Source organism: Enterococcus sp. AZ015 (assembly GCF_050499225.1).
GTDB classification, from domain to species: Bacteria; Bacillota; Bacilli; order Lactobacillales; family Enterococcaceae; genus Enterococcus_D; species Enterococcus_D entomosocium.
This window is the reverse complement of sequence record NZ_JBMHEX010000001.1, coordinates 3,155,206-3,172,057: the sequence shown is the minus strand read 5'-3', so window position 1 is coordinate 3,172,057 and position 16,852 is coordinate 3,155,206. Positions and strand designations below refer to the sequence as shown.

14 protein-coding genes are annotated in these 16,852 nt (G+C 44.8%); all 14 read left to right on the top strand.

All coding sequences use genetic code 11. From position 1 onward, the window contains the following. The first annotated feature begins 5 nt into the window (after positions 1-5). The 14 genes from dtd to IGK85_RS14720 all read left to right on the top strand — a co-directional run bounded on the left by dtd (position 6) and on the right by IGK85_RS14720 (position 16,845). Positions 6-452: a D-aminoacyl-tRNA deacylase gene (dtd, locus tag IGK85_RS14785; protein WP_008382058.1), complete on the top strand. Its 447-nt coding sequence runs from the start codon at positions 6-8 to the stop codon at positions 450-452. Between the two features lie 313 nt (positions 453-765). Continuing rightward, entirely contained in the window at positions 766-2,316 is a 1,551-nt protein-coding gene (locus IGK85_RS14780; RefSeq protein WP_081487954.1) for an ABC transporter permease, read from the top strand. A 12-nt stretch (positions 2,317-2,328) separates the two neighbouring features. Continuing rightward, positions 2,329-3,003, top strand: a complete 675-nt coding sequence (locus IGK85_RS14775) for an ABC transporter ATP-binding protein (RefSeq protein ID WP_005227776.1) — start codon at positions 2,329-2,331, stop codon at positions 3,001-3,003. Continuing rightward, positions 2,996-4,543 carry a PASTA domain-containing protein gene (locus IGK85_RS14770; RefSeq protein WP_008382063.1) on the top strand — a complete coding sequence of 516 codons (1,548 nt, stop codon included), beginning with the start codon at positions 2,996-2,998 and terminating at the stop codon, positions 4,541-4,543. Before IGK85_RS14775 ends, IGK85_RS14770 begins: the two co-directional genes overlap by 8 nt. Before the next feature lie 186 nt (positions 4,544-4,729). After that, positions 4,730-6,469: an ABC transporter ATP-binding protein gene (locus IGK85_RS14765; protein WP_008382065.1), complete on the top strand. Its 1,740-nt coding sequence runs from the start codon at positions 4,730-4,732 to the stop codon at positions 6,467-6,469. Then, on the top strand, positions 6,408-8,330 hold the full coding sequence (locus IGK85_RS14760; RefSeq protein WP_429972332.1) for an ABC transporter ATP-binding protein: 1,923 nt from the start codon (positions 6,408-6,410) through the stop codon (positions 8,328-8,330). Before IGK85_RS14765 ends, IGK85_RS14760 begins: the two co-directional genes overlap by 62 nt. Before the next feature lie 201 nt (positions 8,331-8,531). After that, a complete protein-coding gene (locus tag IGK85_RS14755; protein WP_008379284.1) occupies positions 8,532-9,026 on the top strand; it encodes a methylated-DNA--[protein]-cysteine S-methyltransferase in 495 nt (164 codons plus the stop codon). A gap of 103 nt (positions 9,027-9,129) precedes the next feature. Further along, entirely contained in the window at positions 9,130-10,635 is a 1,506-nt protein-coding gene (locus IGK85_RS14750; protein ID WP_008379286.1) for a phosphoglucomutase, read from the top strand. A gap of 19 nt (positions 10,636-10,654) precedes the next feature. Further along, positions 10,655-10,858, top strand: coding sequence for a hypothetical protein (locus tag IGK85_RS14745; protein WP_005227790.1), 204 nt, complete (start codon positions 10,655-10,657; stop codon positions 10,856-10,858). Positions 10,859-11,017: 159 nt separating this feature from the next. Then, complete coding sequence (sapR, locus tag IGK85_RS14740; RefSeq protein ID WP_005227794.1) at positions 11,018-11,692, top strand: two-component system response regulator SapR; 675 nt, start codon at positions 11,018-11,020, stop codon at positions 11,690-11,692. Next, positions 11,689-12,726, top strand: a complete 1,038-nt coding sequence (gene sapS, locus IGK85_RS14735) for a two-component system sensor histidine kinase SapS (protein WP_008379296.1) — start codon at positions 11,689-11,691, stop codon at positions 12,724-12,726. Before sapR ends, sapS begins: the two co-directional genes overlap by 4 nt. Before the next feature lie 115 nt (positions 12,727-12,841). Continuing rightward, positions 12,842-13,708, top strand: coding sequence for a GRP family sugar transporter (locus tag IGK85_RS14730; RefSeq protein ID WP_008379298.1), 867 nt, complete (start codon positions 12,842-12,844; stop codon positions 13,706-13,708). A 23-nt stretch (positions 13,709-13,731) separates the two neighbouring features. Next, entirely contained in the window at positions 13,732-15,117 is a 1,386-nt protein-coding gene (locus IGK85_RS14725; protein WP_005233503.1) for an APC family permease, read from the top strand. Between the two features lie 273 nt (positions 15,118-15,390). Further along, positions 15,391-16,845 (top strand): ABC transporter permease, encoded by a 1,455-nt coding sequence (locus IGK85_RS14720; RefSeq protein ID WP_005233505.1) that lies wholly within the window; start codon positions 15,391-15,393, stop codon positions 16,843-16,845. Positions 16,846-16,852: the final 7 nt, after the last annotated feature.

Here is a 16,852-nt window from a genome sequence, read left to right as displayed (position 1 = left end):
AAAGAATGCGGGCAGTGATCCAGCGAGTCAGTCAAGCAAGCGTGTCGATTGAGGACAATATCGTCGGTGCGATCCAACAAGGGTTCATGGTTTTGTTGGGGATCACCCATGAGGATACAGGCGACGATGTGGCTTATCTCGTAAGAAAAATCAAAAATCTGCGGGTTTTTGAAGACGAAGAGGGCAAAATGAATCGGTCACTGGAAAGCATAAACGGCGCGGTCTTGAGTATTTCACAGTTCACCCTTTATGGGGAGACCAAGAAAGGCAATCGCCCTAGTTTCATTCAAGCGGCACCGCCAAGTATTGCGACCCCGCTTTACGAAGCCTTTAATGAAGGTTTACAAGCCGAAGGCATCACTGTTGCTACTGGAAAATTTGGCGCAGATATGCAAGTCGCCTTGGTCAATGATGGCCCGGTGACGATCGTGATCGATACGAAAGAAAAATAGGGAATACAAAACGAAGGATTTTCTCGCTGGAAAAGAGTGGGAGAATTCCTTCGTTTTTTTTATACTCTCGAAAGCGCTAAGCATTTTTGATGGAATCCAAGTGAAATCTAAGTTGAAATCGGGAAATCTTACAAAACTGTTAGCAAAAATTCCATTCTTTTATTTGTTATTTAACATCTTTTTCTTGTTCTTTTATAAGGGTTATTAAATGGAAATATCTTTTTCACCCGTTTTTTAATATTTTAAATTCGAAAAACGATCCTTTATTGCGATTGTTCTTGAGGGAGAAGTATGGAATAATTGTTAAAAAATAATGTCACTGGAGGAAATAACAATGAACTTTTGGCAGCGTGCATTAAAGAGTATCACCAGAAGAAAAGGGAAATCATTTATTTTATTTTTAGTTCTATTTATTTTAGGCAATGTGATCGCTGGTGCTGTAGCAATTCAACAATCCACTGCCAACGTGGAGCGAGAGACGAAACGCAAAATGGGGAACGTAGCTACGGTGGAAATGGATTGGGAAGGTTTTGAAAAAGACCATGCGGATGCTTCGGAGGAAGAGCAGTCACAAGAAGATTTTTATCCGAAACCACCAGCGCTGGATCTTTATGAGCAAATCGGTCAATTAAGCTATGTGAAATATTTTGATTACCAAAATCAAGCGTGGTTAGAAACAACAAAATTGAAAGCCTATACGCCAGAGGATGGATCGGTCGGCATGGGTGGCAACTACTTCTCTTTGAAGGGCGGAAATTTGGTTGAGCCATTAGACATGCAAGAAGGCTTGATTCGCTTGGAGGAAGGCGAGGGATTGACAGAAAAAGATGTCAGTGAATTGACGAACGCGGTATTGATCAGTAAAGAGATCGCAGAATTGAATAACCTGAGTGTCGGTGATCAATTGGTATGGGATACACGGGCAGAAGTCATGATGGAAGGTGGTTCAAGTGAGGGAGTAAGTGATGATAGTGAGGATGTGACGGACGAAACGGCTGAGAGTGGCAATCGTGTCGCGACCTTTGATTATCCCGTGACCATTGCAGGGATCTTTTCTGTAATTAAAAAGGATCAAAGCAATCAAAGTAGTTCATCAGATCAAAGTGATTCACAAAATAGTGATCAGGTATGGCAAGTGATGGAACAAATCAATACCTTTTATGCTAGCAATAATTTAGTGCAAGATTTTAACAAATTGCAGTCTGAAAAACTTTGGGGTCAAGAAGTGATCGAAGAAGAGTCAGACGCCTATTATCAACCGATCTTTGTCCTAAATTCAACGGATGACGTCGAAGCCTTTAAACAAGAAGCCGGTGCGTTATTGCCCCAATATTATCGTGTCATTGCTAATACGGATCAATACGAGCAGATCGCCGGTGGCTTTACTCGGTTAGGGGTGATCGCAAATTACATCGTGATCATTGCGTCGATCGCAACCATCTTTATTATTTCCTTAGTGGTCTTGCTTTTCTTACGAGATCGGAAACAAGAATTGGGCATCTATCTCTCCTTAGGGGAAAGCCGTGGGAAAGTCATTGGACAGATCGTGATTGAAGTCTTGCTGGTTAGTTTAGCCGCACTGCTATTGTCCTTAGTGACCGGGAACTTATTAGGTGGTGCCGTTTCAAATACCTTGATGCAAAACGATTGGATGAGCAATCAAAATGATATGGGCGGTGTTTATTCTGGCGGTTTGATGGCAGCTGATATTGATTACATGGATATCAAGAATGCCTATCAAGTGTCCTTCTCAGCAGGCTACATCATTACGTATCTGCTGTTAGGTTTAGGAACCGTCTTGTTCTCAGCTATTTTACCGCTGTTGTATATTTTACGCTTGAATCCAAAGAAAATCATGATGTAGGAGGAACCAACGATGACTTTATTAGAAACCAAAGCAGTCGATTACTATTACCAAGACGGCGATCAGCGCCGCTATATACTGAAAGAGACCTCTGTTTCTTTTGAAAAAGGGACTTTCTATGCCATCTTAGGGCAATCTGGTTCAGGAAAAACGACGTTTTTATCCTTGATCAGTGCGTTGGATAGTCCGAAAAGCGGTCAAGTACTTTATGAAGGCACCGATATCGAAAAAATTGGGCATGAAAATTATCGCCGCGACGACATCAGTATCATTTTCCAAAGCTATAATCTGATTCCCTATTTGAGTGCAGTTGAAAATGTCTTAGTGCCGATGGCGATCACGAAAAATCAGCTGCCAGACAATCAGCGAGAAGTGGCATACAATTTGCTGGATTATATAGGCATCACCAAAGAAAAAGCCGATCGGCTCGTCAATCAATTATCTGGTGGAGAACAACAGCGGGTAGCGATCGCCCGGGCGTTAGCCACCAATGTCGATATCATTTTAGCGGACGAACCAACCGGGAATTTGGATGAAGAAATGGAACAAGAGATCATCGATATCTTTAAGGAGCTGGCACACGTCCACAACAAATGTGTGATCGTCGTGACCCACGCTAACGAGATCGCTCAACAAGCGGATGAAGTCTTGTATTTACGTAAAGGTGTGTTGAGTAAACATGAGTGATTTTTTATCAAATTTTAGCCCGGACAACTATGATGGCAAAAAGAAATCCGCTGGCAATAGCGAGAAAAAAACTAGCGAACCTGTCGGAGATCAAAATGCAAGAGGCGCGGAGCAAGCGAGCAAACCAGCGGAGCCAACGACGGTTCACCAATCAGAAGAGCCGACAGCTAGTGAGCCGATGAGTCGCTCGGCAGCCCGTCAACAAACACAGACGACTGAAGCAAAAGCGGCGAGTTCTGCGACTGAGAAGGTAGCATCAAAGGAACCAGTCAGCCGTTTTGGTAAAGAAGAAACGGAATTTGATCCGACCTACAAAAAGCGTCAGCAGAAAAAAATCTTGCTGATTGCTTTACTGACCGCCTTGGCGGTTGCCGTGATCGGGATCGTCTATTATCAGATGACCCATGTGAAGGTGCCGGATTTCACTGCCCAAGATCTGTCAGAAGCGCGGACGTGGGGCATGGAAGAAGGCGTCGCTATCAAAGTGGAGCAAGAATATGACTTTGACAAAGACGTCAACCAAGTAATCGACCAAAGTGTCGACCCTGAGAAAAAAATCAAGAAGGGTGCCACACTGACACTGACGGCGAGTCTCGGGCCTGATCCTGAAGAACGCTTAGAGCTACCGGATTTTTCAGCGATGCAAGTGACCGAAGCAAAAGATTGGATCGCTAGCAATAAAGCCGAAAACCTCTCTTTGATCGAACAATTTGACGACAATGTAGCAGCAGAAGCTTTTATCAAACAAGAGGCGGCCAACAAAGAGCTTGATTTAGCCGAATACAAACGCAAAGACCGTTTGAGTGTCTACTATTCAAAGGGCAAAGAAGTCTTTGAAAAAAATATTGAAGTACCTGATTTTACAGGCAAAGCCAAAAGTGAAGCTTCTGAATGGGCGAAAAAGAATGACTTGAAATACAAAGAAGAAACCGTCTTTTCTGACAGTGTCGCCCTGGATCTGGTCGTTTCACAAGAACCAGTCAAAGGCAGCAAACTTGCGAAAAAAGAAGAATTTGTGGTGAAGGTCTCAAAAGGCCAAGCTTTGACCGTTCCAGATTTTTCACAATACACGATCGAAGAAGCCCAAGGACTAGAATCAAAAATCCCGCTGCAAGTCAGCACGGTCTATTCCGATCAAGTGGCGTATGGTAGTTTCTTGAGTCAGTCGGAGGAAGCGGGCAAAGAGTACAGCGAAAGCGATACTTTGCCAACTGTCAAAGTCGTCTACTCATTAGGTAGACCGTATTTGAAAGACATCCGTTTCCAAGCAACGGAAGGCGACTTGCCAAAACTATTCTTTGATGAATATAAATCAAAAGGCGCCAATGTCTATTACGAAATCTACTATGTCGATTCGGCGGAACCAAAAGGAACCGTCGTTGAAATGAGCCGCTACGGCGAGTTCATTCCCCTAGAAACGTGGATCACCATCGGTATCAGCCGCGGCAATCTGCAAGGCAGTACCCAAACACCGCCGGCAGAGGATGGCGGGGAGGCGGATGAACCGGTCAGTACCGCTAGTTCATCTGCTGCCGAATAATCTCGCAACCGACACTTTTTCACACAGCATCAAAAGGTAAGCACCCTTCCTTGGAAGGGTGTTTTTACTTACTAATTGTAAAAAAAACACGAGCGAGCCGCTTGAAATCGCTGGATCGATAAAGTAAACTTGATGGTAACGAGAAAAAATGGCTCCGCAGTGCCATCTATAGAAGGGACGAAACAAATGATAAAAAAATTACTCGCGAATGTTGGCAGCTATAAGAAGGACAGCTTGCTGACCCCTGTGTATGTAGCAGGAGAGGTTGCCTTAGATGTCATTATGCCCCTGATCATGGCAATGATGATCGACCAAGGGATCGAAAAAGGAGACGCCGGTGTGATTCTAAGAGATGGCGGCTTGCTTTTTTTATGTTCCTTGATCGCATTACTTTTAGGAACGCTTGGCGGACGAACGGCAGCGATCGCTTCGGCTGGTTTTGCCCGCAACCTGCGGCACAATCTGTTTCGCCGAATCCAAGATTTTTCCTTTTCAAACATTGACCGCTTTTCTTCCTCCAGTTTGATCACCCGCTTGACCACTGACGTGACCAACGTCCAAAATGCGTATCAAATGATTATTCGTATTCTGGTCCGCAGTCCGTTAGTTCTGATTTTCTCACTTGCAATGGTTAGCACCATCAGCCCAGAACTTATGACGATCTACTTAGTTGTTTTACCGATCTTAGCGATTGGCCTTGCCTTAGTGATTCGTTTTGCCCACCCGCTATTTCTAAAAGTATTCCGCATTTATGACCGCTTGAATAATGTGGTGCAAGAGAATCTACAAGGGGTTCGCGTCGTGAAATCGTATGTCCGGGAAGAACAACAAGAAGAACTGTTTGGCGAAGTGTCCACCGATGTTTATCGGAATTTCACTCTTGCGCAACGAATCGTCTCTTTTAACATGCCATTGATGCAATTTGCAGTCTATACATGTATGTTGCTCTTGTCATGGTTTGGTGCCCAGTTGATCGTGGAACAAAGTAGCCTGACGACTGGTGAATTAGTCAGCATGTTCAACTACACGATGCAGATTTTGATGAGCTTGATGATGATGTCGATGGCTTTCGTGCAGATTTTGATCGCACGAACGTCGGCAGAACGGGTCGTGGAAGTATTAGATGAAGAAAGTGACTTGAAAAATCCCGACGAGCCAGTCAAAGAAATCAAAGACGGCTCCATCATTTTTGAAAATGTCGGCTTTAGTTACGCCAATGACAAAAACAAGTTGGCGCTGACCGATGCGAATCTACGCATCGAATCCGGTGAAGTCATTGGGATCATTGGTGGAACCGGGAGCGGGAAATCCACCCTCGTCCAGCTGATCCCGCGCTTATATGATGTGATTGAAGGGCGTGTCATCGTCGGCGGTCATGATGTTCGCGACTATGATTTAGAAGCATTGCGGGACCAAGTAAGTATGGTCTTGCAAAACAATGTACTCTTTAGCGGCACCATCAACGACAATTTACGTTGGGGCAATGAAGAGGCGTCGGATGAAGAGATCCAGCGCGTGGCGACGATTGCACAAGCCGATCCCTTCATTCAAGAGTTTCCTGATAAATATGAAACGCAGATCTCACAAGGAGGGAACAATGTTTCCGGTGGGCAAAAACAACGGTTGACGATTGCTCGCGCCTTATTAAAGAAACCGAAAATCTTGATTCTCGATGATTCTACTAGTGCCGTCGACACCAAAACCGATCGCAGTATCCGCGAAGGCTTGAAACGAGAAATTCCGGGAACGACGACGATCATTATTTCCCAACGGATCAATTCGATCGAAGACGCCGACCGGATCATCGTAATGGATGATGGCAAAATCAATGGCATCGGTACCCACGAAGAATTGTTGGCAAACAATGCCATCTATCAAGAAGTGTACCATTCGCAGCAGAAAGGATTTGGTGAAGGTGAAGAATAGACAAGCAGCAAATCCCAAGCGCACATTAAAACGTTTATTGCGAACGATGTTTGGCGACTACAAAGGACAACTCCTATTCGTCGTTGTTATGATCTTGTTAAGTGCTTTTGCCAACGTTCGTGGTTCGTTGTTTTTACAAGTCGTGATCGACGATCATATCACACCGCTTTTAGGGCAAGCCAATCCTGATTTTGGCGGCTTGTTTCGGGCGATCGTCCAAATGGCGATCATCTACCTGATTGGGATCTTGGCCGCACTGATCTATAACTTTATGATGGTCAAGATCAGTGAGGGCACGCAGAAAAAAATCCGTGACCAAATGTTTACACATATGCAGTCTCTACCAGTCGGCTACTTTGATGCCCGCTCAGATGGCGACATCATGAGTCACTTTACCAACGATACGGACACGTTGCGTCAAATGATCTCCCAAAGTATTCCAAACTTGATGATGGCGGCGGTAACCTTTTGTTCTGTCTTTATCGCCATGTTCTCCATCAGTGTTCCATTGACTCTGTTCGTGATGCTGTCGGTTATTTTGATGCTGAATGTGATCCGCATCATTTCTCGCCGCAGCGGCCGCTTCTTTGGCGCACAGCAACGAGATTTAGGCGCTGTCAACGGGTATATCGAAGAAATGATGCACGGACAAAAAGTCGTCAAAATCTTCAATCATGAAAAAATCGTCATGGAAGAATTTGATGCCTTAAATGATCAACTGCAAGAAAGTGCCACTAAAGCCAATGTCAATGCCAATACCTTGATGCCGATCATGATGAACTTACTAAATGTCCAATATGTCTTGATCGCCATCATTGGTGGCCTGTTTGCCATCAATGGTGTTTCTGGACTGACGGTCGGGATGATCGCTTCTTTCTTGCAACTGAGCCGTTCATTGAATGGCCCTATCAGCCAAGTATCACAACAAATCAACTTTGTGATCATGGCATTAGCCGGTGCTGAGCGAATTTTCAACCTATTAGATGAAACGCCAGAAATCGATCATGGCTACGTCACACTGGTCAATGCCAAATGGTCGCAAGGTCAACTAGTTGAAACCAAAGAACGAACAGGCACGTGGGCGTGGAAACATCCCCACGAGGATGGAACCATTACCTATACGGAAGTGACGGGAGACGTGCGGTTTGAAGATGTTGATTTCGGCTATGTCGATAATCAACTGGCCTTACATGAGATCAATCTGTATGCAGAGCCTGGGCAAAAAGTTGCCTTTGTTGGTGCAACAGGTGCTGGTAAGACAACGATTACCAATCTGATCAATCGGTTCTACAACATCCAAGACGGGAAGATTCGCTATGATGGTATCAATATTGAAAAAATCCATCTGGAATCCCTCCGTCGCTCATTAGGAATCGTTTTGCAAGACACCCATTTGTTTACTGGAACGATTCGCGAGAATATTCGCTTCGGAAAACTGGATGCTAGTGATGAAGAAGTGCTGGCAGCAGCGAAACTAGCCAATGCCGACATGTTTATCAACCATTTGCCAGAAAAATACGACACCGTGATCACGGGCGATGGCGAAGGGCTTTCCCAAGGTCAACGGCAGCTGTTGGCAATTGCTCGCGCAGCGATCGCTGATCCGCCAGTGATGATCTTAGACGAAGCCACCTCAAGCATCGATACCCGTACAGAGCGTATCGTCCAATCAGGGATGGATCGTTTGATGTCTGGACGGACCGTGTTTGTGATCGCCCATCGATTGTCTACAATCCAAAACTCCGATGCCATCATGGTGATGGATCATGGCCGTATCATTGAGCGGGGGACCCATGAAACGCTGTTGGCAGAAAAAGGCACCTATTATCAGCTATATACTGGGAAAATCGAATTGGATTGATTCTGCCATTGCTACGGCTTGAAGCTGCAGCGACTGGCGATCTGCCTATTTTCCCCTTGTTTGCAACGACCGATTGGCAGTAAGCCAGTCGGTTTTTTTGCGCAGCTCGAAAAAATGGTATACTGTCACTGAGACAGCCGTAGAACGGCGGCAGCACGTAAGCAGTTGTGCTGCGGAAAATGGATTCCACGAGGTGAAAATATGAAACTAGCATTGGCAAAGATCGTTTTAGACGAAGAATGGTATGAGGTGGTCCAATCGGAAAAAGGGCTAGTGTATTTTGGTCGGCAGCAGGATCATCATGAATTACTCAAATTCTTTCCATTGGCTGAAATCAGTAGTATAGCTGACCTTGATCCAGTAATTGAAACGCAGCTGCAAGCTTATTTTGCAGGGGAACCAGTGACGTTTACTTTTGCGTTTGATTTTGTAGGGACACCGTTTCAACAAACCGTTTGGCAAGCACTGACCCAAATTCCTTATGGACAAACCACTACGTATAGTGACTTGGCGCTGCGCATTCAACGACCGACTGCTGTCCGCGCTGTCGCAAATGCAGTGGGGCGTAACCCGATGATGATCGTGGTTCCTTGTCATCGGGTGTTAGGAAAAAACGGCCGCTTAACGGGGTATCGGGGTGGGGTAGCAACCAAACGCCGACTACTGCAACTGGAAGGGATTCCGTTTAAAGAATAAGGAAAGTAAACTATTTATAGTAAAAAATACTAAAAAGCAATTTCATTTCCTTTTTTCTCTGGTATAATAAAATTGATTCCGGTTACAAGAAGGGGTGGAGGAAATGAACATCGTTGATTTGCAAAATGGTTCTGATATTCGAGGGATTGCGATCGCAACAGAAAAAGAACAGGTGACGCTGACGGAGCAAGCGGTTTGGCAAGTTGCTTCGGGCTTGCGCAACTGGTTGGCAACAAAGGGCAGCGGACCTTTTCGCGTGGCAGTCGGTCGTGACAGTCGCTTGAGTGGCGAAGCACTGCAAGAAGTGTTGATGGCACAGCTGCAGCAAGAAGGCGTGGCAGTGATCGATTGTGGCTTGGCAACGACACCAGCCATGTTTATGAGCACACAGTTTGCGGATTTCGACTGTGATGCTGGTGTGATGCTGACAGCGAGTCATTTGCCTTATTACTTTAATGGAATAAAAATTTTCAGCCGCCAAGGTGGTGCCGAAAAAACGGATATCCACTATATTTTGACCCACACTACCGTTCATGAGGCAGCGGAAAAAGGAAGCTATCAGCAAAAAGACCTGCTGACGCCTTATGCCCAAGATCTACTGCAAAAAATTCGCCAAGGGATGGGAACCAATGAGGAAAAACCTTTGGCTGGATTAAAGATCATTGTTGATGCAGGCAATGGTGCCGGCGGCTTTTTTGCTGAAAAAGTGTTGCTGCCGCTAGGGGCAGATACGAATGGCTCGCAATTTTTAGAACCGGATGGGCATTTTCCCAATCATATCCCTAATCCAGACAATAAAGAGGCGATGGCAAGTATTCGTGAAGCCGTCTTACGAGAACAAGCCGATCTAGGCATTATTTTCGATACCGATGTCGACCGCTCGGCTGTCGTGACCAAAAGCGGTGAGCCCTTGAACCGCAACAATATGATTGCTGTATTAAGCAAGATCATCTTAGCGGAACACCCTGGCACGCGTATCGTCACTAATTCACCAACCTCTAATCATTTAAAAACCTTTATCGAAGCACTGGGAGGGCAGCAAGTACGCTATATTTCTGGCTACCGCAATGTGATCAACAAAGCGATTGAATTGAATGAAGCAGGACTGGACACACAGTTAGCCATCGAAACCAGCGGGCATGCCGCGTTTAAAGAAAATTTCTTTTTAGATGACGGGGCGTACGTGATCGCCAAGCTCTTGATGATGCTGCCACAATTGCAACAGCAAGGCACGACACTGGATGAGCTGATCGCGGCGTTGCAACAACCCGCCGAGACCCAAGAATTGCGCTTTGCGATCCAAAAAGCCGACTATCAAGACTATGGTCGCCAAGTGATCGCGGATTTAGCCGATCATTTGCTGCCAGGCTGGCAGATCGATCCAGAAAATGAGGAAGGCATTCGCATCAACTTGACAGCGCCCTATGGCCAAGGCTGGTTCTTGCTGCGAATGAGCTTGCACGAACCACTGCTGGTGCTGCAGATCGAAAATGATGAAGCGGGTCATCTACCGGCAGTCGTTCAAGCAATCGGTCGCTTCCTATCGCAGTATGAAGCCATCGATCAAAGTAAACTGACACAGTTTTTAGCACAGCAACCAAAAATTTGAAGAAAAGCAGGGAACTAAAATGGTGATCTTGATGCTGCTGATCATGGCAGTGACGTATGGTGTGAATTTTTTCTTGTTTCGTTATTTGAACAAACGACCAAAAATCGATGTCGTTGAACGGTTATCAATGCTATTAGGTGTCAACATGAGTGTGCTTTTTTTCGATGGGATTTTATTGTTTATCGGAAAACTACTAATTGAGACTGTTGAGATCATCGAGTAACCTAGTCGTCCGTTTTTTGTTTGCCTCTTCACTGATTCCTCAGGACAGTGAAGAGGTTTTTTAGGGTTTGCTAAAAACGGCGATTAATGTTCGCATTCGTTTTTGATATTTGATAAAGTAAAGAGGAGAAAATTACGCAAAGTGAGGGAATTCACGGATATGGCAAAAATAATGGTAGTAGAAGATGAAGCGGTGATTCGCCAACTGATTATCGAAGAACTAGAAAAATGGCAGTTTGAGACCTTTGGCACGACGGATTTCCATCAAGTGTTGACTGACTTTGAAGAACAAGAGCCCCAACTGATTTTACTGGATATTAATTTGCCGGTTTTTGATGGCTACTATTGGTGTCAAAAAATCCGCGAAGCTTCCAAAGTACCAATCATTTTTATTTCCAGTCGCAATACCAATATGGATATGATCATGGCCATGAATATGGGGGCGGACGATTTTGTGACAAAACCTTTTGAGATCGACGTTCTGATTGCAAAAATCAATGCCTTATTGCGCCGTTCCTACAACTATGTAGAAAGCAGCAGCGAGACGTTAGTGCATAACGGTTTGACCCTCAATATCGACAACAGCAGCATGTATATCAATGGCGAAAGCATCGATCTTAGCAAAAACGAATACCGCCTGCTGTATATTTTGATGAAAAATCACGGCAAGATTTTAAGTCGTGAAAAACTCTTGCGGGCCTTATGGGATGACGAGCGTTTTGTAGATGACAATACCTTGACGGTCAATATCAATCGTTTGCGACGAAAAATCGAACAAGCGGGGATGAATGGCTACATTGAAACCAAGGTTGGTCAAGGGTATATCGTACCATGACAAAGTGGCGGGTTTTGCGCAGTTTTTTGAAAGATCGTTGGCTGCTGTTTATTGGCTGGCTGGTCTTTTTCGTGTTGACGGTCTTAGTTTTTTGGCTGACTCCTCATTCCCCGATGGATTGGGGTACAGTCGGCTATCTCTTTTTGATGCAAAGTGTCTTGATGGTGTTCTTTTTGGCAATCAGCTACTTATCTAAGCGGCGTTTTTGGCAAAAAATCACCCCCAAGCCCGGAGACAGCTTGCTGCAAAACTACTTGCAAGGAGCACGCTCGGCGGAAGAAGAACGGATCGAATCTTACATCAATCAGTTGATCCGAGAGCACCAAGAATTGATGCAGCAAGTCGTCAGCAATCAAGAAGAACAAAAGGAATACATCGATTCGTGGGTCCATGAAATCAAAGTACCTTTAGCCGCATCACGATTGCTTTTGCATTCGATCGAATTTGATATTCCAGATGAAAAATTCATCTTACTAGAAAATGAATTGAACCGCATGAACGAATATGTCGAGCAAGTCTTGTACGTCGCCCGTTTGGACAGCTTTTCAAAAGATTATCTGGTCCAAGAAATTTCATTGAAAGCCGTCATCCAGCCGGTTTTACGCAGTCAGGCAAATTATTTTATCCAAAAGAACCTGCACTATGCCGTTGAAGGTGAGGATCAGCAAGTGTTGACCGATGAAAAATGGCTCGGCTTTATCTTTCGACAATTGGTCAGCAATGCCGTTAAGTACACACCACAAAATGGGCAGCTGATAATTCGGATCGAAAAAGATGCCCAAGGAACCTATCTCCACTTGCAAGATAGTGGGATCGGCATTCCTAAAGAAGACATGCGTCGCATCTTTGATAAAGGCTTTACGGGCGAAAATGGGCGCCAAACGGACACCCACTCGACGGGATTAGGGCTCTTTTTAGCGAAAAGTTTAGCGAAGGAATTAGGCATCGAGCTAACGGCTTCGTCGACAGTTGGAAAAGGAACCACCATGACGCTGTTCTTTCCCTTGTTGAGTTATTATGAGGAAAAACGCTAATCTGCTTTTTTTCGAGTATCTTTTTGTGTTTTTTGACAAAAACCACTTGTCCCTAGAACGTTTTCACTGATACACTAAAGCCTGTGCTTAAAATTGAATGGTAAGGATGAATGAAATGGAGATACTCGTTGCATTAGTACCAATGTTTGCGTGGGGCAGCATTGGTTTAGTAAGTGCCAAACTTGGCGGGGATGCGAACCAGCAAACGCTAGGAATGACGATTGGTGCCTTTTTCTTTTCTCTGGTCGTATATTTTGTGACGATGCCAGTGATTGATGGAAAGGTGATTTTGATCGGTCTTTTGTCTGGTCTCTTTTGGTCCGTCGGTCAAAACGGTCAATTCCATGGCATGAAATATTTAGGTGTGTCTGTTGGATTACCGCTCTCAACCGGGATGCAGCTAATTTTAAATACGGTCGCCGGTGCATTGTTTTTTGCAGAATGGACACAGACCCGCGATTATGCATTAGGTGTTAGCGCATTGATCTTATTGGTGATAGGGGCTTATCTGACCGCTCGCCAAGATGGTGAAAGTCCGGTAGAAGCCGGCAGCAAGATGCTTGATTTTCCTAAAGGATTTCGGGCATTGATCTCATCCACGATTGGGTACGGCGCCTATACGATTTTGATTACTTGGGCAGGATTGGACCCATTGGCGATCATTTTGCCACAAAGTGTCGGGATGCTGATCGGTGCCAGCCTATTTGCTTTAAGAAAGACGAAGGTCGACCGTTTTGTAGGGAAAAATACCTTGTCAGGATTGTTATGGGGCATCGGCAATGTCTGCATGCTGATCACGGTTCAGCAAGTCGGACTAGCGGTGGGCTTCTCATTGTCGCAGATGGGAATCATCATTTCAACGCTAGGCGGGATTTTTATTCTCGGCGAAAAGAAAACCAAAAAAGAACTGCGGTATGTGGTGATTGGTTGTCTGCTGGTGATTATCGGCGGTGTTTTGCTGGGGTATATGAAAGCAACATAAACGTATATTTTTGAGGAGGAGTTATGGATTTATTTCGAAAAAAAGTCATACAACGGGAAAGTGTGACGAATTTAAAAAAAGAGTTGAAGTTAAAAGATTTGATTATGTTGGGGATCGGCGCCATTATTGGCACAGGTATCTTTGTTGTTACAGGGACTGCTTCTGCTGAGTATGCCGGACCGGCATTGATTCTTTCCTTTGTTGTAGCTGGTATCGTTGTTGTGTTATCAGGGCTTTCTTTTGCGGAATTTGCTTCTCGGATCCCCGTTTTAGGGGGCGCCTATTCGTATCTGTATGTCGTTTTTGGTGAATTTACCGCGTGGCTGGCAGGCTGGTTTTTGATTTGCGAGTTCTTATTGGCCGTTTCTTCGGTAGCATCTGGCTGGTCAGGCTATGTGCAAGGCTTTTTGGCCAGTGCGGATATCCATTTACCAACCGCTTTGACGGGCGGTTATGACCCAAGCAAGGGGACCTACATTGATTTGATTGCTGGTTTAGTCATTATTTTTGTAACCTTGTGGGTCAGCCAAGAAGCGAAAAAAGCGTTACGTTTGAACAATGCCATGGTATGGGTCAAATTCGGCGTGATCCTCTTGTTTATCGTCTTTGGTGCCTTTTTCGTGGAACCAGACAACTGGCAGCCCTTTATGCCCTTTGGTTTTTCAGGCGTCTTTAATGGTGCAGCGTTAGTCTTCTTTGCTTTTCTTGGCTTTGATGCCGTCGCAATGGCAGCGGAAGAAGTCGAAGATGCCAAGAAAAATGTCCCTCGAGGAATCATTGGCTCCATTGCGATCGCAACTGTCCTTTATATCATTGTCACACTGATCATGACGGGAATCGTTCCGTTTGCGGAATTAGGAGTCAATGATCCGGTAGCTTTTGCGATGCGTTATGTCGGTCATGGGGTTGTCGGATCAATCATTTCTGTGGGTGCGATCTTGACCTTATTAACAGTGACGATCGCTATGATGTACTCCTTGGCGCGTCTGTTATATGCCATCAGTAAAGATGGGTTATTGCCAAAAGCGATGCAAGCCATTGATCCAAAGCATCAAACACCAAAGAAAGCGACCTACATCGCGGGTGTTTTTGCTTTCTTCTTTGCGGCAGCTTTCCCATTGAATATCTTGGCAGAATTGACCAACATTGCGGCATTGTCGTATATGATCTTAATGTCCTTAGGAATCATCAAGCTGCGGAAGATGATGGGCCCACCTGCTAAAGGCGAATTCAAAGTACCACTGGTACCGTTATTGCCTTTGTTGTCCGTTGCCAGCTGTCTCTTCTTGATGACCCGTCTACAAACGGCGACCTGGATCGTTTTTGGGATCTCCTTAGTGATCGGAATCGCGATCTATTTTGTATATGGCTATCGTAACAGCGAATTAAATGAGAAAATTGACGAATAGGATTGTGAAAAGGCAAAGACCCGGATGCGGTTTTTGTCTTTTTTTATGTAAATATAGCCGAGCTTCCTATAAGCAGCGTTTTAGGAGGCTTTTTTTGTTATTCAAATAGTGGTCATTTCTGGTGCTGATCATTGCAATGACAGTCTTTCTTGATCAAAAGTCCTCTATGAATCTGCTTTTTTTGAGAAATTTTCCAAATGACAGATTCGCTAAAGGTTCATCCAGTATGCTTTTGTTAGAGAAAAAAAGAGAGGATGTTGGCAATTGAATTATATGAAACGGGCATGGCTGAGTGTGACGAGAAAGCGAGGGAAATCTGCAATATTGTTTGCTGTTATTCTAATTTTAGGAAATGTGATCGCTGGTGCAATTGCGGTCAATCAGTCGACTCAAAATGTCGAAAAGCAGATCAAAAACCAATTAGGTTCCCTCGCAACGATCGATATCGACTATGAAGCCTTGATGGCAAATAGTGAGGGCGGCGCAAGTATGGAGGAGATTCAGCCGCTGCCGGAGGAGCTGATCAAACAAATTGGCGAGCGCTCGGAAGTCAAACAGTATGACTATTTGCGAGAAGCAATGATTGCTGTTGATAAATTCAAACCCTATAGTTTTAGACCAGAAGTTGAAAACGAGAATATCATGGTTTCTGGAGGTATGGATTCTTGGGTCTATTTAACAGGAACCAATCTCTTACAACCGTTGGATTTTGAAGAAGATACGGTGAATTTAACTCAGGGACGCTTCTTTACAGAAGAGGAACAGCGTACCGGAAAACGTGTAGGGTTGATTTCTGAAGAGGTGGCTCAGGAAAACGGCTTGACCGTTGGTGACACCATGGTATTAGATGGACAGTTTATCGATTATTCATCTGGTGGAGATCCAGAGAAACAAAAAGGCAATGATTATCCTATCGAAATCGTCGGGATCTTTAAAAATACCAGCTTAGAAAAAGCGAATGAACAAGGACAAGAGGGGGGAGTCAGCTCGTTTGCTTTTGATGATCGTCCCTTCAATCGGATCTATATGCCAAATGATGCTGTGAAAACGATTGTTGAAGAGGAACGTGCGGGGCGACAAGCGGCGTTTCCAGCGACAGACCCCGGATCTGACGAGGATTTCTTTACCCCGCAATTTATTTTGAATCAACCAGAAGATGCAGAACAATTCAAACAAGAGGTGACACCACTCTTGCCAAATGGCTATAAGGTCAATGCTTCTACGGATGAGTATGACCGTGTGGGAACCAGTATGAATCGCTTATCACAAATTTCCTCGTATGTCGTAGTGATTGCGGTGATTGCTTCCTTGATTATTATCTCCTTGATCATTGTGTTGTTTACCCGTGATCGTAAATATGAGTTAGGCATCTACCTTTCGTTAGGGGAACGCCGGAAATACGTGTTTGCACAGATTGTGATCGAACTCCTGTTGATTGGTGTCAGTGCAATGCTGATCTCTTTGGTTACAGGGAATATGCTGGGCAAGATGGTTTCTGAATCTTTGTTAGCCAGCAGTATGCTAGAGGCAAACCAGGCAGGGATGGAACAATTCTTTGTGGGGGCACCGAAAATCGACCAAGCGACGATCAACGAGGCGTTTCGCGTTCAATATACCTTATCTTATGTGATCGCCTTTTTAGCGACTGGGATCGTGACGATCTTGCTTTCGGCAGTGGTGCCGCTGTTGTACATTTTACGGTTGAATCCGAAAAAAATCATGCTGTAAGGAGCGA